The 19,995-nt window shown below is 67.8% G+C and carries 16 protein-coding genes; 10 read left to right on the forward strand and 6 right to left on the reverse strand.

The genetic code is table 11. From position 1 onward, the window contains the following. Positions 1 to 296: 296 nt before the first annotated feature. The 3 genes from QZH66_RS02710 to fusA all read right to left on the reverse strand — a co-directional run bounded on the left by QZH66_RS02710 (position 297) and on the right by fusA (position 3,495). The gene (locus QZH66_RS02710) at positions 297 to 599 is read right to left on the reverse strand and encodes a DUF3861 family protein (protein ID WP_305804411.1); all 303 of its coding nucleotides are present in this window, start codon (positions 597 to 599) and stop codon (positions 297 to 299) included. 279 nt (positions 600 to 878) lie between these two features. Beyond that, positions 879 to 1,277 (reverse strand): HU family DNA-binding protein, encoded by a 399-nt coding sequence (locus QZH66_RS02715; protein ID WP_305804412.1) that lies wholly within the window; start codon positions 1,275 to 1,277, stop codon positions 879 to 881. Between the two features lie 184 nt (positions 1,278 to 1,461). Beyond that, the gene (gene fusA / locus QZH66_RS02720) at positions 1,462 to 3,495 is read right to left on the reverse strand and encodes an elongation factor G (protein ID WP_305804413.1); all 2,034 of its coding nucleotides are present in this window, start codon (positions 3,493 to 3,495) and stop codon (positions 1,462 to 1,464) included. A 202-nt stretch (positions 3,496 to 3,697) separates the two neighbouring features. Here fusA and QZH66_RS02725 point away from each other — a divergent pair, with 202 nt between their 5' ends. The 3 genes from QZH66_RS02725 (at position 3,698) to QZH66_RS02735 (ending at position 6,722) form a co-directional block, all read left to right on the forward strand. Continuing rightward, entirely contained in the window at positions 3,698 to 4,132 is a 435-nt protein-coding gene (locus tag QZH66_RS02725; RefSeq protein WP_305804414.1) for an OsmC family protein, read from the forward strand. A gap of 108 nt (positions 4,133 to 4,240) precedes the next feature. Continuing rightward, entirely contained in the window at positions 4,241 to 4,924 is a 684-nt protein-coding gene (locus QZH66_RS02730; RefSeq protein ID WP_305804415.1) for a glycine zipper 2TM domain-containing protein, read from the forward strand. Between the two features lie 97 nt (positions 4,925 to 5,021). After that, on the forward strand, positions 5,022 to 6,722 hold the full coding sequence (locus QZH66_RS02735) for an amidohydrolase (RefSeq protein ID WP_305804416.1): 1,701 nt from the start codon (positions 5,022 to 5,024) through the stop codon (positions 6,720 to 6,722). Between the two features lie 266 nt (positions 6,723 to 6,988). Here QZH66_RS02735 and QZH66_RS02740 read toward each other — a convergent pair whose 3' ends face one another. Then, positions 6,989 to 7,864 (reverse strand): PhzF family phenazine biosynthesis protein, encoded by an 876-nt coding sequence (locus QZH66_RS02740; protein ID WP_305804417.1) that lies wholly within the window; start codon positions 7,862 to 7,864, stop codon positions 6,989 to 6,991. A gap of 104 nt (positions 7,865 to 7,968) precedes the next feature. Beyond that, positions 7,969 to 8,829, reverse strand: a complete 861-nt coding sequence (locus tag QZH66_RS02745) for a PhzF family phenazine biosynthesis protein (protein WP_305804418.1) — start codon at positions 8,827 to 8,829, stop codon at positions 7,969 to 7,971. Between the two features lie 310 nt (positions 8,830 to 9,139). On the opposite strand from QZH66_RS02745, the gene QZH66_RS02750 reads away from it, so the two are divergent. From QZH66_RS02750 to QZH66_RS02765, 4 genes are all read left to right on the forward strand, one after another. After that, on the forward strand, positions 9,140 to 11,746 hold the full coding sequence (locus QZH66_RS02750) for a bifunctional aspartate kinase/diaminopimelate decarboxylase (protein WP_305804419.1): 2,607 nt from the start codon (positions 9,140 to 9,142) through the stop codon (positions 11,744 to 11,746). A gap of 82 nt (positions 11,747 to 11,828) precedes the next feature. Continuing rightward, positions 11,829 to 13,181 (forward strand): UDP-N-acetyl-alpha-D-muramoyl-L-alanyl-L-glutamate epimerase, encoded by a 1,353-nt coding sequence (murL, locus tag QZH66_RS02755; protein ID WP_305804420.1) that lies wholly within the window; start codon positions 11,829 to 11,831, stop codon positions 13,179 to 13,181. Continuing rightward, the gene (murD, locus tag QZH66_RS02760; protein WP_305804501.1) at positions 13,162 to 14,568 is read left to right on the forward strand and encodes a UDP-N-acetylmuramoyl-L-alanine--D-glutamate ligase; all 1,407 of its coding nucleotides are present in this window, start codon (positions 13,162 to 13,164) and stop codon (positions 14,566 to 14,568) included. Before murL ends, murD begins: the two co-directional genes overlap by 20 nt. A 191-nt stretch (positions 14,569 to 14,759) precedes the next feature. Further along, the gene (locus tag QZH66_RS02765; protein ID WP_305804421.1) at positions 14,760 to 15,551 is read left to right on the forward strand and encodes a dienelactone hydrolase family protein; all 792 of its coding nucleotides are present in this window, start codon (positions 14,760 to 14,762) and stop codon (positions 15,549 to 15,551) included. Positions 15,552 to 15,647: 96 nt separating this feature from the next. Here QZH66_RS02765 and QZH66_RS02770 read toward each other — a convergent pair whose 3' ends face one another. Continuing rightward, the gene (locus tag QZH66_RS02770) at positions 15,648 to 16,646 is read right to left on the reverse strand and encodes a polyprenyl synthetase family protein (protein WP_305804422.1); all 999 of its coding nucleotides are present in this window, start codon (positions 16,644 to 16,646) and stop codon (positions 15,648 to 15,650) included. A 186-nt stretch (positions 16,647 to 16,832) separates the two neighbouring features. On the opposite strand from QZH66_RS02770, the gene QZH66_RS02775 reads away from it, so the two are divergent. The 3 genes from QZH66_RS02775 to QZH66_RS02785 all read left to right on the forward strand — a co-directional run bounded on the left by QZH66_RS02775 (position 16,833) and on the right by QZH66_RS02785 (position 19,976). Next, positions 16,833 to 17,366 (forward strand): single-stranded DNA-binding protein, encoded by a 534-nt coding sequence (locus tag QZH66_RS02775; RefSeq protein WP_305804423.1) that lies wholly within the window; start codon positions 16,833 to 16,835, stop codon positions 17,364 to 17,366. A 268-nt stretch (positions 17,367 to 17,634) separates the two neighbouring features. Further along, on the forward strand, positions 17,635 to 18,012 hold the full coding sequence (locus tag QZH66_RS02780; protein WP_305804424.1) for a DUF2254 family protein: 378 nt from the start codon (positions 17,635 to 17,637) through the stop codon (positions 18,010 to 18,012). Further along, a complete protein-coding gene (locus QZH66_RS02785) occupies positions 18,009 to 19,976 on the forward strand; it encodes a S9 family peptidase (RefSeq protein ID WP_305804425.1) in 1,968 nt (655 codons plus the stop codon). Before QZH66_RS02780 ends, QZH66_RS02785 begins: the two co-directional genes overlap by 4 nt. The last annotated feature ends 19 nt before the right edge of the window (positions 19,977 to 19,995 follow it).

The following is a 19,995-nucleotide window of genomic DNA, read 5'->3' on the forward strand; positions in this document are numbered from 1 at the left end:
CGCACGATACCCAACGGCGGTGAACTGGCAGTTAGCGGGTGGCGGCCGCTGTCAGGCGTGGGCCCTGCGCGGCGAGGTGGCGCTTGCCTGGCCGTCAGCGCGCGGCCCGGGTGCGTGCCGGATATCCGCAGCGGGCAGCAACGGCGCGGCGGCGCGGGAGGCGGTGACGCCGTGTGCGTGCTGCACTGTGCGCGCCGGCATAGGGCAGCGCTGATCGCGGGCGGCGGTGGTGTTTCTGCCGCTCTGTGCGGCGGTGGCCGCTTGCCCGGGGAGGAGCAGCGGGGTTCGAGTCGAGGTCAGCTGCGGTGCTGCAGCTGCTCCAGTTTGTCCAGCAATGCGTCCAGGTGCGGTTGCAACGTGGACAGCGGGTGGGCCGGCGCCTGTTTGCATTGATCGGCCAGCGCGCGCAGCAAGCCGGTGGCGACCACCACGGTGGCATCGGCATTGCACGACAGCGTCCGCCGGCTCTGGGCCGATTCCAGCTGGCGCATCCAGTCGTGCTCACTGCGCTGCTCGAACTCGATGGTGCAGCGGCCGGTGCATTGCTGGCCGTTGCTTTCGATCGGGGTAACGGTGATGCGGTAACGATGCGGGGGCATGACGGAACTGTGCGCTGGGGGAGGGCTCCACCATAGGCCGCCGCCATGGCGCGAACGAGAACCCGGGTCATGACGCTGTGTTCCAGCCGGCGCCGGGGCCATTGCACGCGCCCGGGTTCATCGCGTCAGTGGTGTTCCCGCCGCGGTCCGGGTTCCGGGATGCAGCGTTGCAGCGGTGTCCGCCGCGCCGCCACTGTCACCGACAGGTTCGTCGCGGCCCCGGAAAAAGAACGGGACGGCAATGCCGTCCCGTTCCGGATACCGCATGACGCGCGCTTATCAGAGCGCGGCATCCTTGAGCTTCTTGAGCGGACGAACCTTCAGCTTGGTGCTGGCCGGCTTGGCGGCGAACCACTGTTCTTCCTTGGTGAACGGGTTGATGCCCTTGCGCTTGGGCTTGGCCGGCACGCTCACGGTGGTGATCTTCAGCAGGCCCGGCAGGGTGAAGCTGCCAGCGCCCTTCTTGTGCACCGAAGCGGCGACGGCACTTTCCAGCGAGGCGAGCACGGCGCGTACGTCCTTGGCGGCGACGGCCGAGGCTTCCGCGATGTGGGCAACCAGACCGGACTTGGTCAGGGTTTCCTTGATCGGCTTGGGCGCGGCCGGCTTTGCAGCGACCTTCGTAGCAACTTTCTTCACTGCCTTCTTCGGGGCAGCCTTGGTAGCGGTCTTTGCCATGGTTTCCTGATTCCGTGAACGGTTGGTTGTTGGTCACGCCGACCCCGTCGGCACACGGAATGTAGGGCATGTATCCGGCGCCGCCAATAGGCAAACGCGTAAAAAGCCATAAAAACCGCCTCAAACCGCGATTATGCGCCGGCACCATGCCGCGCATGGCGCCGGAACATGCCGGACAGGGGGCTCAGTCCTCGTCCAGATGTGGCTGGTGTGCGGCCATCAGCCGATGCTGCACGGTGGCCGGAACCGGCTCGTAGTGGCTGAAATCCAGCGAGTAACGGCCGCGCCCGGCGGTGGCCGATTTCAATTCGGCGGCGTAGCCGTCCAGTTCCGACAGCGGCACCTGGGCGTGGATGACGATTTCCCCTGCGCTGGCGTCGGTGCCGTTGATGCGCGCGCGCTTTGCGGACAGGCCGCCGGTGATGTCGCCGGCATGCGCCTCGGGAGCGATCACTTCCAGCGTCACCAGCGGCTCCAGCACCTGCGGCGCCGCCTTGGCCACGGCATCGAGGAACGCCTTGCGCGCGGCGGTGACGAAGGCGATCTCCTTGCTGTCCACGGCATGATGGCGGCCGTCGTACACGGTCACGCGCAGGTCCTGCAGCGGGAAGCCGGCCACCGCGCCGGCCTCCAGTGCCTGACGCACGCCTTTCTCCACCGCCGGCATGAACTGCCCGGGAATCGTGCCGCCTTTGACCTCGTCGACAAACTCGAAGCCGCTGCCGCGTGGCAGTGGCGCCACCCGCAGGAACACTTCGCCGAACTGGCCGGCGCCACCGGTCTGTTTCTTGTGGCGGTGATGGCCTTCGGCGGCCGCGCCGATGGTTTCGCGATAGGCGATGCGTGGCGGCCGGGTGTTCACTTCCACGCTGTAGCGGCTGGAAAGCCGTTCCAGCACCACCCGCAGATGCAGATCGGACAGCCCGTGGATCACCGTTTCATGGGTCTCGCCGGCTTGCTCGATCTGCAATGCCGGGTCTTCCTGGGCAATGCGCTCCAGCGCCAGTGCCAGCTTCTGTTCCTGGCCGCGGCTGGCCGGCGCGATTGCCAGCCCGAACATCGGCCTGGGAAACGCGATCGGCTGCAGGCGCAGATCGTCGTGCCCGGGCTGCTCGTGCAGGACCGCGCCATAGTGCAGTTCGTCGAGTTTGGCGAGGGCGGCGATGTCGCCGGCCACCACGCTGTCCACCGGCGCATGGTCCTTGCCCTGCACCCGGAACAGGTGCGCCACCTTTACCGGTTTGCGGGCAGCGTCCACCAGCAGCGGCATGTCCCGCCGCAGCGTCCCCTGGTACAGCCGGAACAGACCGATCTTGCCGACGAACGGATCGTTGATGATGCGGAACACCGTGGCGATCACCGGGGCCTGCGGATCGGCACGCACCGGCGCTGCGGTGTCGTGTTCCAGGAACAGCGGCGGGTTGCCTTCGCCGGGGTCGGGCAGCAGCGTCTGCGCGATCTTCAGCAGTTCGGCGACCCCGGCGCCGGTGCGGGCGGAGACGAAGCACACCGGCACCAGATGGCCTTCGCGCAGGCATTGCTCGAACGCGCTGTGCAGCTCTTCGCCCGACAACCCGCCTTCGCCAAGATCCAGATAGTGTTCCATCACCGTTTCGTTGATCTCCACCACCTGGTCGAGGATGCGCTGGTGCCACTGCGCCACCGGCCCGACATCGCTGTCGCCGCCGGTGTGGCTGAAGCAATCGAGCACGTGCCGGCCGTTGTCCGCCGGCAGGTTCAGCGGCAGCAGCTGCGGCCCGAATTCCTCGCGCAGCGCCTGCAGGGTTGCGGCGCAGTCGGCGCCTTCCTGATCGATCTTGTTGACCACGATCGCCCGGCACAGCTGGCGGTCGTGCGCGCGCTGCATCAGCCGGCGGGTGCCCAGTTCCACTCCGCGGGCGGCATCGACCACGATCACCGCCGTTTCCACCACCGCCAGCGCCGACAGGGTGGCGCCGCGGAATTCGGGATAGCCGGGGGTGTCGAGCAGGTTCAGGCGCATATCGGGCAGATCGACGCTGGCCAGGGCGCTGTCGATCGAATGGCCGCGTTGTTTTTCCAGCGGATCGTGGTCGGAAACCGTGGTGCCGCGTTCGATGGTGCCCGCCGTCTGCAGGGTGCCGCCGGCATGCAGCAGGGCTTCGAACAGGGTGGTTTTGCCGGCGCCGGGATGGCCTGCCAAGGCCACATTGCGGATTTGCCGAGTGCTGTAGGGCATGAGCCGTTCCTCCAGGGTGCTGGATCGAAAGGGCGTCATGGCTGTCCGTGCGCAGCTACCCGGGAGCGGTGGGGCTCGCAGGGCGGTCATGGCGGGAATGGGCAATGTAGCGCGATGCGGCAGCGCCGCACGTTGCGACGCACAAGTCCATAACGGGCGTTGTCCTATGGTCGAGCGACCATCCAACCGCAGGAGACTTGCAATGGGAATTTCGCGTCATGCCACCGCGCACTGGGAAGGCGACCTCAAGACCGGCAAAGGTCAGCTCAGCACCCCGCAGAGCGGGTTGATGGACCACGTCCGCTATGCGTTCAGCAGCCGCTTCGGTGACGAAAAAGGCACCAACCCGGAAGAGCTGATCGCCGCCGCCCACGCCGGCTGCTTCGCCATGGCGCTGTCGGCCAAGCTGGGCGAGGCCGGCTTTCCGCCGAAGTCGCTGGACGCCCGTGCCGACGTTGACCTGTCGATGGACGGTGGCCCGCAGGTGTCGCAGATCCGGCTGAAGGTCAAGGCGGTGGTGCCGGGGCTGGAAGAGAGCAGGTTCCGCGCCCTGGCCGACGATGCCAAGCAGAACTGCCCGGTTTCCAAGGCGCTGAGCGCGGTGCCGATCACGCTGGAAACCGAGTTTTCAAGCTGAGGCATGACCGGCCGGCAACCGCGCACCGCGGGGCCGGCCCGGTTCAGGACCGTTTCACGCGGGGCGGTCGAGCATCCACGCCATCGTCCCTGTTCCGGTTGTGCTGCCATGGTCAAGATCCCGCTACTTCCCGGTGTGCTGATCGTCGGCAGCCTGTTGGCGTTTGATGCCTCGGCACAGCGCTATGACGACGGCGCCTATGTGCCGGATTCCCGCTACTACGACGATGGCCAATACCGCCCGGGCGCTTATGGCAACGGGCCGCAGTACGACTATGCGCGCGTGGTGCGGGTGGACCCGGTGATCGTCGACGACGGTGCAGGGCGCGGCCAGCGCTGTTATGACCGCGCCGGGGGGGATTACGTCAGCAACAACGGCTATCGCGATGACGGCGATTACCGCGATGGGGATTACCGCAATGACGGCTATCGCGACCAGCGCTATGGCGGGGGCAACGAGGCCGGACGCCAGCTGGCCACGGTGATCGGCGGGGTGGCCGGCGCGGTACTGGGCAGCCGGGTCGGCGGTGGCGATGGCCGCTATCTCGGCACGGCCATGGGCACGCTGGTGGGCGGTGTCGCCGGCCGCAGCATCTACGAGGCCAATACCCGCAACAGCGGCTACCAGCGCAGCCATGTGCAGGTGTGCGAGCCGGTCGGCTATGGCCAGGAGCGCGAACGGGTGGCGGGTTACGACGTCACCTACGAGTACGCCGGGCGCACCTATCACACCCGTCGTGACTACCACCCCGGCGAGCGCATCCGCGTGCGGGTGGACGTCAGCGCCGACTGAGTGCGCTGGCCGCCGAGGCGGCGCGTTGCCAGACGCGGTTTGTCAGTCCTGCGCGATGCCGGCATAGTCGCCGCATCCCGTTCCTGAGTGTCCGTCCATGCGCCGTATCGCCTGTCTTGCCCTGCTGGCCGCCTGCCTGCACCCGGGCCACTGCGCCGCCGAAGTGCGGGTGCTGCTGGCCCGGACCATCCACACCGGCGATCCGGCGCAGCCGGCAGCCGGCGCCCTGGCGTGGGACACCGACAACGGGCGCGTGCTCGCGGTGGGCACCGCCGCGGCGCTGCTGCAGCGGTACCCGCAGGCACCGCGCATCGACGCCGGCGAAGCCACGGTGGTGCCCGGTCTGATCGATGCCCATGCGCACCTGCTGTATCTGGGCTACACGCTGATGCAGGCCGACCTGATCGGCGCACGCAGCAAGGACGAGGTGATCGAGCGCTTGCGCGCGTTTGTCATCGACGTGCCGCAGGGCGCCTGGGTGCGCGGCAATGGCTGGGACCAGAACCTGTGGCCGCAGAAAACCTTTCCCACCCGCGCCGATCTCGATGCCGCCTTCCCGGATGTGCCGGTGTGGCTGGACCGGGTTGACGGCCATGCCGGCTGGGCCAACAGCGCCGCGCTGCGGGTGATTGCCGGACGTGAGGGCACGCGGCCGTTGGCCGGCGACTGGCAGCCCGAAGGCGGTCGCATCGAACGCGATGGCACTGGCCAGCCGACCGGGGTGTTCGTCGATGGCGCGATGCATCTGGTCACCGATGCGATTCCGGCACTGGATGAGGCCAGCCGCGAACGCGCGCTGGCGTTGGCGCTGGAAAAAGCGGTCAGCAACGGCCTGACCGGGGTGCACGACATGGGCGTGTCGCGCGCGGATCTGGCCTTGATGAAGCGCTTCGCCGCGCAGGGGCGCTTGCCGCTGCGGATCGATGCCTATGCCTATGCCGATGGCAACCAGGGGGCGCTGGATGATCTGTGCCGCGACGGGCCGTACCGCGATGCTGGCGGCCGCCTGAAAATGCAGGGGGTCAAGCTGTTCATGGATGGCGCGCTGGGCAGCCGCGGCGCGGCGATGCTGGCCGACTACAGCGACGATCCGCACAACCGCGGCCTGCTGGTCACCTCGCCGGAAGATTTCGAGACCGCGGTGCGCAAGGCCGGGGGCTGCAAGCTGCAGGTGGCCACGCATGCGATCGGTGACCGCGGCAACCGTATCGTGCTCGATACCTACGAAAAGGTGCTGGGCAGCCGCAAGGGCGAGGATCACCGCTGGCGCATCGAACACGCGCAGGTGGTGGCGCCGGCGGATATCCCGCGCTTTGGCAAGCTGGGCGTGATCGCCTCGATGCAGCCCACCCATGCCACCTCGGACATGGGCTGGGCCGAACAACGGGTCGGGCCGAAGCGGATCAAAGGCGCGTATGCGTGGCAGCGTTATCTGAAATCCGGTGCCCGGCTGGCGCTGGGCTCGGACTTCCCGGTGGAGCAGGTGGACCCGCGGTTGGGGCTGTATGCCGCGGTCACCCGCCAGGATCGTGCCGGCCAGCCGCCAGGCGGCTGGCAGCCGGAGCAGCGTCTGAGCGCGGCCGAGGCCTTGCGCGGTTTCACCCGCGACGCGGCATGGGCAGGCCACGACGAGCAGCAGGTCGGGCGGCTGCAGCCTGAGCTGCGCGCCGACTTTGTGATCCTCGACCGGGATCCGCTCACGGTCCCGGCCGATCAGCTGGGCGAGCTGAAAGTGCTGTCCACCTGGGTCGATGGCGAGCCGGTCTACCAGGCGACCGGGACCGCCGCGGTGCGTTGAGGGCTGCCGGTGGGCGGGGCGCGCCGCAAGCAGGTTGCGCCCGGCGCGTTGCATGTTCCATGCGCCAGTCCCGCTGCCGGTTGCGACGGCTTCCGGCGCAGCTTGTCTGAAGCCGGCCCCGGCGTGCCTGCATGGGCGATGGGCACTGCAAGGGCCGCGGCAAACCGCCTGCGGCAGCGCCTCCTAAAGACCGCTGCCGGGCCGCGCCGGCACCCGCGACGGGGGATGTTCCGCTGTGGAACCGGCATCCTGGCAGGGTAGTGGCGCTACCAGTCGATCGTGCCGCGGATGACGGTCTGCACCTGGCCGCCCGACCAGACGTCGCCGTGCTCGTCGATGGCCAGTTCCAGCTCGGCGTCGTGCCCGACTTCGCGGCCCTGGCTGGCGGTATAGCGTTTGTCGCGGCCGGGCAGGGCGCCGCGTTCATCCAGCCATGCCGCCAACACCGCATTGGCGGCGCCGGAGGCGGCGTCCTCGAAGCGGCGGCCGTTGCCGACAAACGCACGCACCGCCAGCTCATATGTCTGTCCCGTGCAGCGGGCATAGGCGAACACCCCCATCGCGCCGCTGGCTTCGGCCAGGGTGGCGATCGCGTCCCAGTCCGGGGCGAGGCCGCGCAGGCTGGCTTCATCGGCCACCTCCACCAGCCACCAGCGGCGGCCGCCATCCATCAGTGCCGGCGGCAGTTCGCCCAGCGGCCAGCCACTGATTGCCGGTTGCAGCCGCGGATCGTCGGCGCCGACCACTTCGGCCACCGTCGCGCGCGGGGTGCGGATGGCGATGCGGCGCGCATCGCCAGCGCCGTGTACCCGCAGCGGCAGCTGCCCGGCGATGCCGTCCTGCACCAGCAGCCCGGCGACCGGCGTGGCCAGCCCGCTTTCCAGCACCGCGTGGGCACTGCCGACGCTGGGATGGCCGGCAAACGGCACTTCTTTCTGCGGGGCGAACATGCGGATGCGGTAGCTGGTGCCGGGAGCGGCGGGCGCGAACACGAACGTGGTTTCCGGCAGCCGGGTCCAGCGGGCGATGGCCTGCATGGCGGCATCGTCCAGGCCTTCGGCGTCGAGCACCACGGCCAGCGGATTGCCGGTGCCGGGACGCGGCGCAAATACATCCAGTTGCAGGAAGCGGCGAGTGGTCATTGCGGTATCCATGTTGAAGCGTGAAAGGTGTGGGGCGGGGTCTTCGCGCAGCGCGCGCGGCGGCCGGCGGATTGCGGTCGGATGCAGGAGTCGGAGGGGGGAACCTACCAGTCGATCCGCCCCTCGATCACCGGCTGCACTTCGCCGCCGATCCAGACATGGCGGTCCGCGTCCACCTGCACATGGACTTCGCCGTTGCGGCCCAGTTCGCGGCCCTGGCTGGCGCGGTATTGCGCGCCGGGCCTGAGCCGGCCCTGGGCAAGCAGGTGCGCGGCCACCAGCGCATTGGCGCTGCCGGTCACCGGGTCTTCGTTGATCCCCACGCCCGGGGCGAAGGCGCGCACCACGTACTGATAGCCGACGTCCGGTCGCGCCGCCGGGGCGAAGACGGCCAGTTTGCCGGTACCCGGCAGCGTGGCAATCGCGGCCGTCTCGGGGGAATAGTGCCGCAGCCCGGCTTCACTGCCGGTCTCCAGCACCCACCAGTCCGGCCCATTGTTCCAGAGCACCGGCGGCTGCTCCGGGTGGGCGAGCGCGGCCAGCCCCGGCGGCAGGCTGCCGGCCGCGGTATCGCGGCGTTGCGCCTGCGGGCTGCGCACATGCAGTTCGCGGAATCGGCGCCCGCCCCGGACCCGCACCGGCAGCCGCCCGGCGGCACATTGCTGCACCAGCCGGCCATCCTCGTCCGGCGTGGCCAGGCCCAGCTCCACGGCGGCCCACGCCGCGCCCACACTGGGATGGCCGGCAAACGGCAGCTCCGCCTTCGGGGTGAAGATGCGGATGTGGTAATCGGCGCCGGTGTCCGCGGGCAGGAAGAAAATGGTCTCGGACAGGTTCAGCCATGCGGCGAGGGCCTGCATCGCGGCGGCATCCAGCCCGTCGCTGTCGACGATGACGCCCAGCGGGTTGCCGGTGCCCGCACGTGCGGCGAAAACATCCAGTTGCAGGAAGCGGCGCTGGCGCATGGGGTTTTTCCGACGCATGAGGGCCGGGGACTGTAGCAATCCGCGGCGCGGCAAGCATCCGCGCTGCGGAGATGTCGATCCCGGGGCGAACGCGGCAGCGGCAGCGTGGCGTTTGCCGGGGTGGGAGCGGCGCGCGCTGCGAGGTTGCAGCCGGCGGCGGATCGCACGCTGTGGCCGCGGGCCCGGCAGGCGCTCACGCGACGGTGGTTGCAGGCGAAATCGGCCGGCACCCTGCGCCGGGCTTGGCTTAGAATCGCAGGTTGCGCCCGGCGCTCCGGGTTTTTCCCCCACTATCGAACCCCTACCTACAATGTCCGCTTCCCCCCCCGGCGATCGTTGGATCGTCCTCAAGTTCGGTGGCACTTCGGTGTCGCGTCGTCATCGCTGGGACACGATCGGGAAACTGGCCAAAAAACGCGCGGACGAGACCGGGGGGCGGGTGCTGGTGGTGGTGTCGGCGCTGTCCGGGGTCACCAACGAGCTGACCGCGATTGCCGATGGCGCCGCCGACAGCCGCGAGCGTGTCGCCGCGCTGGTCAGCCGCCACCAGGAATTCGTGGCCGAACTGGAGCTGGACGCGGCGGCCGTGCTCGGCGCGCGGCTGGCCGCGCTGCAGGCGCTGCTGGACGAGCCGCGCGCAGCGGCACGCACGCTGGACTGGCAGGCCGAAGTGCTGGGGCAGGGCGAATTGCTGTCCTCCAGCATCGGCGCCGCCTACCTGCGTGCCAGCGGGCTGGATTTCGGCTGGATGGATGCCCGCGACTGGTTGCACGCGCAGCCGCCGCAGCCGAACCAGACGCCGTGGTCGCAGCGGCTGTCGGTGAACTGCCAGTGGCAGGGCGATGCCGGGCTGCCGGCGCGCTTTGCCGCCCAGTCCGCGCGCATGCTGATCACCCAGGGCTTCATCGCCCGTCACGCCGATGGCGGCACCGCGATCCTCGGCCGCGGCGGCTCGGACACCTCGGCCGCGTACTTCGGTGCGCTGCTCGGTGCCAGCCGCGTGGAGATCTGGACCGACGTGCCGGGCATGTTCAGTGCCAATCCCAAGGACGTGCCCGACGCCCGCCTGCTGACCCGGCTGGACTATTACGAGGCGCAGGAAATCGCCACCACCGGCGCCAAGGTGCTGCATCCGCGCTCGATCAAGCCGTGCCGCGATGCCGGGGTGCCGATGGCGATCCTGGATACCGAGCGCCCGCACATGCCGGGCACCAGCATCGACGGGGCCGCCGAGCCGGTGCCGGGGGTCAAGGCGATCAGCCGCCGCAACGGCATCGTGCTGGTGTCGATGGAAGGCATCGGCATGTGGCAGCAGGTCGGCTTCCTGGCCGAGGTGTTCGCGCTGTTTGCCAAGCACGGGCTGTCGGTGGACCTGATCGGTTCGGCCGAGACCAACGTCACCGTGTCGCTGGATCCGTCCGAGAACCTGGTCAATACCGATGTGCTGGCGGCGCTGTCGGCCGACCTGTCGCGGATCTGCAAGGTCAAGGTGATCGTGCCGTGCGCGGCCATCACCCTGGTCGGCCGCGGCATGCGCTCGCTGCTGCACAAGCTCTCCGACGTGTGGGCCACGTTCGGCCGTGAGCGCGTGCACATGATTTCGCAGTCGTCCAACGATCTGAACCTGACCTTCGTGATCGACGAGGCCGATGCCGATGGCCTGCTGCCGATCCTGCATGCCGAACTGATCGACAGCGGCGCGATGCCGGTGGAAGAGACCAGCGTGTTCGGTCCGCGCTGGCGCGAGATCGCCGGCACCCTCCGTCCGCGCCAGACGCCGTGGTGGAAGGGCCAGCGCGACCATCTGCTGATGCTGGCCAAGGCCGGCACCCCGCGCTACGTGTATCACCTGCCGACGGTACAGGCGCGGGCGCGGGCACTGATGGCGATCGCGGCGATCGACCAGCGCTATTACGCGATCAAGGCCAATTCGCACCCGGCGATCCTGGAACTGCTGGTGCGCGAAGGCTTCGGCCTGGAATGCGTCTCGCATGGCGAGTTGAAGCACGTCTTCAATGTGCTGCCGGAACTTTCGCCGCGGCGGGTGCTGTTCACCCCCAGCTTCGCGCCCAAGGCCGAGTTCGAGGCGGCGTTCGCGCTGGGGGTGACCGTGACCCTGGACAACGTCGAGGCGCTGCAGCGCTGGCCGGAGCTGTTCCGCAACCGCGAGTTGTGGCTGCGGGTGGATCTGGGCCGTGGCGAAGGCCACCACGCCAAGGTCCGTACCGGCGGCAAGGATTCCAAATTCGGGCTGTCGGCGGCGCGCGTGGACGAATTCGTGCAGGCGGCCACCGCATTGGGCACCCGCATCGTCGGTCTGCACGCGCATCTGGGCAGCGGGGTGGAAACCACCCAGCACTGGCGCCTGATGTGCGACGAGCTGGCCGGGTTCGCGCGCCGCATCGGCAGCGTGGAAACCATCGATATTGGCGGTGGCTTGCCGATTCCGTACAGCGACGACGACGAGCCGTTCGATCTGGAAGCGTGGGCCGCCGGCCTGGCCGACGTGAAGGCGTTGCACCCGGCGTTCCGTCTGGCGATCGAGCCGGGCCGCTATCTGGTGGCCGAGTCGGGCGTGCTGCTGACCCACGCCACCCAGGTGGTGGAAAAGGACGGCGTACGCCGCGTTGGCCTGGATGCGGGCATGAACGCGCTGATGCGGCCGGCGCTGTATGACGCCTGGCACGACATCGTCAACCTGCAGCGGCTGGCCGACGATGCCGATACCGCGTTCGACGTGGTCGGCCCGATCTGTGAATCCTCCGACATCTTCGGCAAGCGCCGTCGCCTGCCGGCCTCCACCGCGCCGGGCGACGTGATGCTGATCGCCGATGCCGGCGCCTATGGCTACAGCATGGCCAACACCTACAACCAGCGCGAGCTGCCGCGCGAGGACGTCATCGATGACGCGCCCTGAGGCCTGCGTGCCGCTGCAGAGTCCCCCGTTGTGCCGCCGCGCCTTGGCGCGAAAACGGCTCGCCTGATTTTCCGGATACGCCATGACCGCTTTTGATAAACACCAGGTGTCCCGCTTCCGCTTCGTCCGCTGCGAATTTGCTGCCGACACCGGCGTGGCGCAGCTGGTCTACGCCTTCGATGAGGGTCCCGAGCTGATCGAAACGGTCACCCTTCCCGGTGCGCCATTCGTGCTGGATGAAGCGCGGGAGGCGGCGCTGCAGCGCGCATTGCAACTGCTGCACCTGATCGCCGGCGTCAGCTACTACAAGGCGGCGGTGCCGGTGCAGGTGACGATCGACAGCTATGCGATCGATGCGGCGACCGCGGCGCTGGTGGAAACGGTCTATCTCAACGGGCTGGGTGAGTTCGCCTATCGCAACGGGCTGAACCTGCGCGGGCGCTTCAAGTTGCCCGTGGCGGGGCAAACCACGACCGCGCCGGCGCTGGGCCTGCGCGAGCATGCGCTGGTCGCCATCGGTGGTGGCAAGGACTCGCTGGTCAGCATCGAAGCGTTGCGTTCGCTGGGCGTGGCCGAAATCGTCACCTGGATCGGCGGCTCGCAGCTGATCCGCGCCTGCGCCGAGCGTACCGGGCTGCCGATGCTCAATATCGGCCGCGCGCTGGCGCCGGAGCTGTTCGAGCTCAACCGCCAGGGCGCGTGGAACGGCCACATCCCGGTGACCGCGGTGAATTCAGCGATCCTGGTGCTGGCCGCGCTGGTGCAGGGCGTGGACCAGGTGGTGTTCTCCAACGAGCGTTCGGCCAGCTACGGCAGCCAGATTCCGGGCACCGGCGAGGTCAACCACCAGTGGTCCAAGGGCTGGGCGTTCGAGCAGGCGTTCGGTGAGCACGTACAGCGGCATGTGGCGGCCGACCTGCATTACTACTCGCTGCTGCGGCCGCTGTCGGAGCTGGCGGTGGCGCGCCAGTTCGCCAAGAGCGACTACTACGACGCGCATTTTTCCAGCTGCAACCGCAACTTCCACATCCTCGGCGAGCGCCCGGTGAACCGCTGGTGCGGGGTCTGCCCGAAGTGCCATTTCGTGTTCCTGGCGCTGGCCCCGTTCATGCCCAAGACCCGGCTGGTGCGCATCTTCGGCCGCAACCTGCTCGATGACAGCGAACAGGCCGCCGGCTTCGATGCGCTGCTGGAGTTCGGCGACCACAAGCCGTTCGAGTGCGTGGGCGAGGGCAAGGAGTCGCGGGCGGCGCTGGCGACGTTGGGCCACCGCCCGGAGTGGAGGGAAGACGTGCTGGTGAAGCGTTTCATCGGCCAGATCCAGCCCAGATTGGACGCTGCGGAACTGCAGGTCGAACCCCTGCTGGTGATCGACGGTGAACATCGCATCCCGGCACGGCTGTGGGAGCGTCTGCGTGCGCATTTCGCAGCTTGAGGGCAAGCGCGTCGCGCTGTGGGGCTGGGGGCGCGAAGGCCGTGCGGCATTCCATGTATTGCAGCAGCGGTTGCCGTCGCTGCCGCTGACCCTGTTCTGCCCGGAGTCCGAAGCGGCAGCCGCGCGCGCCGAAACCGCTGGCGCGCTGCAGCTGGAAACCGACGTCACCGCCGCAGCGCTGTCACGTTTCGACGTCGTGGTGAAGTCGCCGGGCATCAGCCCGTATGGCGAGGCGGCGCGCCACGCCGCGGCAGCGGGCACCCGCTTCATCGGTGGCACCTCGCTGTGGTTTGGCGAGCACGCTGATGACGACGGCGTGGTCCGCGGCAGCGTGTGCGTGACCGGCACCAAGGGCAAAAGCACCACGACCTCGCTGCTGGCGCATCTGCTGCGCGCGGCCGGTCATCGCACCGGGCTGGCCGGCAATATCGGCCTGCCGCTGCTGGAAGTGCTGGACCCGCAGTCGGCGCCGCACTACTGGGCGCTGGAGCTGTCCAGCTATCAGACCGCGGATGTGGCCCACAGTGGCGCACGTCCGGACGTGGCGATCGTGCTGAACATCTTCCCCGAGCATCTGGACTGGCATGGCAGCGAGCAGCGCTATGTCGATGACAAACTGTCACTGGTGAACGAGGGTCATCCCCGCATCGCCGTGCTCAACGCCGCCGATCCGCAGCTGCGCGCGCTGCAACTGCCGCAAAGCCAGATCGTGTGGTTCAACCAGCCCGAAGGCTGGCACATGGTCGGCGAGGTGGTCCATCGCGGCGCGCAAGCGGTGTTCGACACCTCGAACACGCCGCTGCCGGGCCGGCACAACCGCGGCAATCTGTGCGCGGTGCTGGCGGCAATCGAAGCGCTGGGACTGGATGCGGTGGCACTGGCGCCGGCGGTGCAGGGTTTCCGTCCGCTGCCCAATCGTCTGCAGCGGTTGGGCGAGCGCGACGGCATCGTCTGGATCAACGATTCGATCAGCACCACGCCACATGCCACGCTGGCCGCACTGGATTGCTTCGCCGGGCAGCGCATCGCCTTGCTGGTGGGGGGGCATGATCGCGGTGTGGATTGGCAGGACTTCGCCGAGCACATGCGTGACAACGCGCCGGTCGAGATCGTGACCATGGGCAACAACGGTCCGCGCATCCATGCGCTGTTGCAGCCGTTGGCCGACCAGGGCCGCTTCGGACTGCATGCTGCCACCGACCTGCCGCAGGCGGTGGAACTGGCCCGCGCCGCGCTGGGCGCGCAGGGCGGGGTGGTGCTGCTGTCGCCGGGAGCGCCCAGCTTCGGCGCCTATCGCGACTATGTGGCCCGCGGTCGCCATTTCGCCGAGCTGGCCGGCTTCGACCCGGAGGCGATCAGCGCCATTCCCGGACTCGGTATCGCCTAGCTCCGGGGCGGGTGGGCGGAGTTGCCGCGTCCTGCCCGACGCATCGACATCGCAGGCCGGCGTGCCGCTGCCGGGGACGCCCGGGATTGTCCCGATGCTGCCTGCGGGCAGTGCGTGGCGGTGGACCATGTCGATGTGCTGTCCACACGGCTGGCCCTACAGTGGGCGCTCTTTCTTCGAGGAGCGGGCGCATGGACAGGAACTGGCGGTGGGGCGCGGCAGTGGTGCTGGGGCTGGCAAGCCTGCCGGCGCTGGCGGCGATGAAAACCCGCCCGGTGGAGTGGCAACTCGATGGCACCCCCTTCAGCGGGGTGCTGGTCTACGACGACAAGGGCCCGGCGCGGCGTCCCGGCGTGGTGATGGTGCCCAACTGGAAGGGCGTCAATGCCGCGGCGATTGACCGGGCCAGGACGATCGCCGGCGACCACTACGTGGTGCTGGTGGCCGATGTCTACGGCAAGAACCTGCGGCCGCGGGACAACACCCAGGCCGCGGCCGCCGCACAGCCGCTGCTGAAGGATCGCGCCCTGTTGCGGGGCCGCGCGCACAAGGCGTTGGAGGTGCTCAAGGCACAGGCGGGCAATGCGCCGCTGGATGCCTCGCGCATCGCCGCGGTCGGTTTCTGTTTCGGCGGCAGCACCGTGCTGGAAATGGCCCGTGCCGGCATGCCGCTGGCGGCGGTGGTGAGCTTCCATGGCGGGTTGGCCACGCCGATGCCGGCCGCGGCGCACAGCGGCAAGGTGCCGCTGCTGGTGCTCAATGGCGCCGCGGACCGCAATGTCAGCGCCGCGGATATCGCCACATTCGAGGCGGAAATGGATGCGGCCGGCGCCGACTGGCAGTTCGTCAATTTCAGTGGTGCGGTGCACTGCTTTGCCGAAGCCGACGCCGACAGCCCGCCGGGCTGCATGTACGACCCGCGTGCGGCGAAGCGTGCCTGGAAAATGATGGGCAATTTCCTGGAAGAGCGCCTGGGGCACTGAGCAGGGGGTGCGGCCCGGTGTAGCGCCGGGCCGCGCCCGGGAGCGCTACTGGCGAGGCCCCGGCGCGGCACCGCCGCACTCTACGAGTACCGAAGCTCAGTGACTGCGTTCGATGGCGTAGCGGGCCAGTCCGCGCAGCGCTGCCAGTGCCGGGTTTTCGGCAATGCCTTCCAGTGCCTGCTCGGCCGCCTCGGCGTACTGCGCGGCGCGGCGACGGCTGTATTCCAGCCCGCCGGTGGCATGGATCGCGGCGAGCACTTCCGGCATCGCCCCGGCATCGCCGTTCTGCACGATCTCGCGCAGCCGCTCACGGGTGGCCGCATCCGAATGCGCCATCGCGTGGATCAGCGGCAGCGTGGCCTTGCCCTCGGCCAGGTCATCGCCCAGGTTCTTGCCCAGCTCGTCGGCATTGGCCGAATAGTCCAGCACGTCGTCGGCAATCTGGAACGCATAGCCCAGATGCATGCCGTAGTCGTACAGCGCCTGCTGGGTGGTTTCATCCGCGTCGCTGGCCAGCGCGCCCAGACGGGTGCCGGCGGCAAACAGCACTGCGGTCTTGCGCTCGATCACGCGCAGGTAGGCGGCCTCGTCGGTGTCCGGGTTGTGCACGTGCAGCAGCTGCAGCACTTCACCTTCGGCGATGCGGTTGGTGGTGTCGGCCAGAATCCGCATCACCGGCATCCGGTCCAGTTCCACCATCAGCTGGAAACTGCGCGAATACAGGAAATCGCCGACCAGCACGCTGGGCGCATTGCCCCACAGCGCATTGGCGGTGCTGCGGCCACGGCGCAGGTCGGACTCGTCGACCACGTCGTCGTGCAGCAGGGTGGAGGTATGGATGAACTCGATGATCGCCGCCAGCTGGTGGTGATCGGCGCCGGCCGCGCCCACCGCACGCCCGGCCAGCATCACCAGCATCGGCCGCAGGCGTTTGCCACCGGCGGAAATGATGTGGTCGGCAATCTGGTTGATCAGCACCACATCCGAAGACAGGCGGTGACGGATCAGCGCATCGACGGCAGCCATGTCGGGCGCTGCGAGGGTCTGGATGTCGGGCAGGCCCAGCGCGGGGCGGATGTCTTCGGCGATGCTCATGCGGTCAGGACTTGGGACGTGGCCGGATTATAGGCCGCGCGGGCGAAAGCCGTCCGCCACAACGACCGCGGGCCTGGATTTGCCCCACACCGCAGCCGGGGGTAGTCCGATATCCGGCCGCGGATCGTTATACTCCACTGGCTATGCCCGCATCCGGCGGGTACCTCCCTACGGAAGAAAGCACCTATGGCTCGCGGCATCAATAAAGTCATCCTGGTCGGCAACCTCGGTAACGATCCGGACACCAAATACACCCAGGCCGGTATGGCGATCACCCGGATCAGCCTGGCCACCACCAGTGTCCGCAAGGACAAGGACGGCAACCAGCAGGAACGCACCGAATGGCACCGCGTGGTGTTCTTCGGCAAGCTGGGCGAGATCGCCGGCGAGTACCTGCGCAAGGGCAGCTCGGTGTACGTCGAAGGCGAATTGCGCTACGACAAGTACACCGGGCAGGACGGCGTGGAAAAATTCTCGACCGACATCGTCGCCAACGAGATGCAGATGCTCGGTGGTCGCGGTGAAGGCGGCGGTGGCGGCGGCATGGGCAGTGAGCGTCCGCAGCGCCAGTCCGCGCCGCGCCAGAACTACGGCGGCGGCCAGGGCGGCGGCCAGGACCAGGGCGGATACAACCAGCGTCCGCAGCGACAGGCTCCCGCGCAGCAGCAGCCGGCTCCGCCACCGATGGACGATTTCGCCGACGACGACATTCCGTTCTGATTGCGCCCGACCACGGCATGCCGTGGCAGTCCACCGGAAGGCCCGCGCCTGTCGCGGGCCTTTTTGTTTCCGGGTTCCGGTCTGTGGCACAGGCCATATGCGGTGAGGCAGGCGCGTGATCTGGCGAAGCGCGGGAATCGACCCAAGTAAACTCGCCGTTAGTTGCGGATGATTGGCATGAGCACGCGCTGGAGATGGGAGCTGTTGCAGTTCACCCGCAAGCTGCAGGTGAGAGTGTGGCTGCCAGCCCTGCTGGCGCCCGGCCTTTATGGTTGGCGCGCAGAGATCCTTGGATCAGGATCCGCGGTTCGGACTGCTGGTCCTGGGGGAAGTCGCATCGCGTGCGCTTTCGCCTGCGATCAATAATCCGTGCACGGCGATCGATGTGATCGGTCGTGCTGTCCATTGCCGGTGGACTGGCGCGACGATCCGCCGGACAGTTTGCCTAGATCGAGCGAATTGCGTATGCGCGCCGATGGGCAAGCCGCTGCCGGCGCTGTTCCGCAGGTTCGCCGGCTTTGCCTTGCTGATAATGCCTTTCCACCATTTCGCCGCTGCGCTGTCCCGCTTTGCATTCACTGCTCGATCTGCGGCTAGAATCCGGCCGATGTGGGCGGGGATGTCCACGAAAAGGGGAAGGGAATGAAGGGGGCGAAATGGGTTGCCGTGCTGGTGCTGTGCGCATTGGCGGGTCATGCAGTGGCGGTGGATCTGGGGCACTTCATCCGCAAGGACAAGTTCACGGATATCAAGCTGTCGCCGACCGGCGAGTACTACGCCGCGACGGTGCCGATGGAAGACAAGACCGCCCTGGCTGTCTTCCGGCGTAAGGACAATGTGCTTACCGGAACTTTCGTGCCTGCCCGCAACGGGCATGTGGGCGGGTTTGACTGGGTCAATGACGAACGGGTGCTAATCAGTCTCGCCGAGAAATTCGGCGTGCGGGATCAACCGCAAGCCACGGGTGAAATCTATGCCATCAATGCCGATGGTGGTCAGGCTGACCTGCTGGTCGGATACCGGGTGCAGGACAATGGTCCCGGCACACGGATCCAGCCGAAGAAGGTCGAGATGGTGGTTGCATTCCTAACTGATCCGCTGCCGAACGATGACCGCCATGCAGTGATTTCGGTCTGGCCGATGACGGGAACAGAGCCGTTTACCCGGGCGGAAAAACTGGATGTGCGCAATGGCCGCCGTGTCCCGATAGCGCGTGCTCCTGTACGCCGCGCCTCTTTCACAACAGACAACACCGGTGAGGTTCGCCTGACGCACGGTGCGGGCGTGGACAACGTCAATAAGCTCTACTATCGCGAAGGTGCCGGTAGCGAGTGGCGTTTGATCAACGATGAGGATGTCAGTGGCCGCATCGAGACGCCACTGGGATTTTCCGAAGACAATCGCCTGGTCTATCTGCAGATCCAGGCCGGGCAGGGCACCGATACCATCGTGGCCTGGGATCCGGCCAGTGGTGAGCGCAAGCAGGTGCTGCACGACAAAGGCGCCGATCCGCTGTCGATCATCTACCGCAACGGCACCTCGATGCCGGTCGGGGCGCAGGTGATGGATGGCCGTCATAAAACCCTGTTCTTCGATGAGACATCACCGGAAGCACGGATGTACCGCAGCCTGGAGGCGGCGTTCGGAGGTGATCCGCTGTTTGTCACGTCCAGTACCAAGGATGGCCGGCTGATGCTGGTGCGGACGTGGTCGGGCAACAACCCCGGAGACTTCTTTCTGTACGACACCGTCGCCAGGAAGGCTTCGCACCTGATCAGCCGCAGCGACTGGGTCGATCCGAACATGATGGCCACCGTGGAACTGTTCACCTTCAACGCGCGTGACCTGTTGCCTATCCATGGATACATGACCGTGCCCCGCGGAGTGAGCGGAGCCCGGCCGATGGTGGTGATGCCCCATGGCGGCCCCTTCGGCATCTTCGATACCTGGGAATACGACCGCGATGCGCAAATGCTGGCGGCTGCAGGCTACACCGTGCTACAGGTCAACTACCGCGGTTCCGGGAACTATGGCCGAGCATTCCAGCATGCCGGTGCCCGGCAGTGGGGCGGTACGATGCAGGATGACGTCACTGACGCCACCCGGTGGGCGATCGCACAGGGGCATGCGGATCCGCGCAGGATCTGCATCTACGGCGCGAGTTATGGCGCGTATGCCGCACTGATGGGCGTGGCCAAGGAGCCGGGGCTGTACCAATGCGCTGCCGGATACGTGGGTGTATACGATCTGCCACTCATGCACAGCACCGGTGATATCCAGGGCCGGCGCTCGGGTGAAACCTATCTGCGGGAGTGGCTGGGCGAGCGCAGTCAGCTTGCGGCGGTGTCGCCGGTAAACCTGGCTGACCGCATCAAGGTACCGGTGTTCCTGGCTGCTGGTGGCAAGGACGAGCGGGCACCCATCCAGCACAGCAAGCGGATGGCGGCCGCGCTGGAAAAGGCCGGCGTGCCGGTAGAAACCCTGTACTACGATACTGAGGGCCATGGCTTCTATACCGAGCCGCACCAGCGCGAGTACTACACCAAGTTGCTGGGTTTCCTGTCTCGCCATCTTGGCGGACGTCCTGCGCAGGGTGCTGCCCAGCCGTGAAACTGCTGCCTCTCTCGAG

Source organism: Stenotrophomonas sp. YIM B06876, assembly GCF_030711595.1.
Lineage (GTDB): Bacteria > Pseudomonadota > Gammaproteobacteria > Xanthomonadales > Xanthomonadaceae > Stenotrophomonas.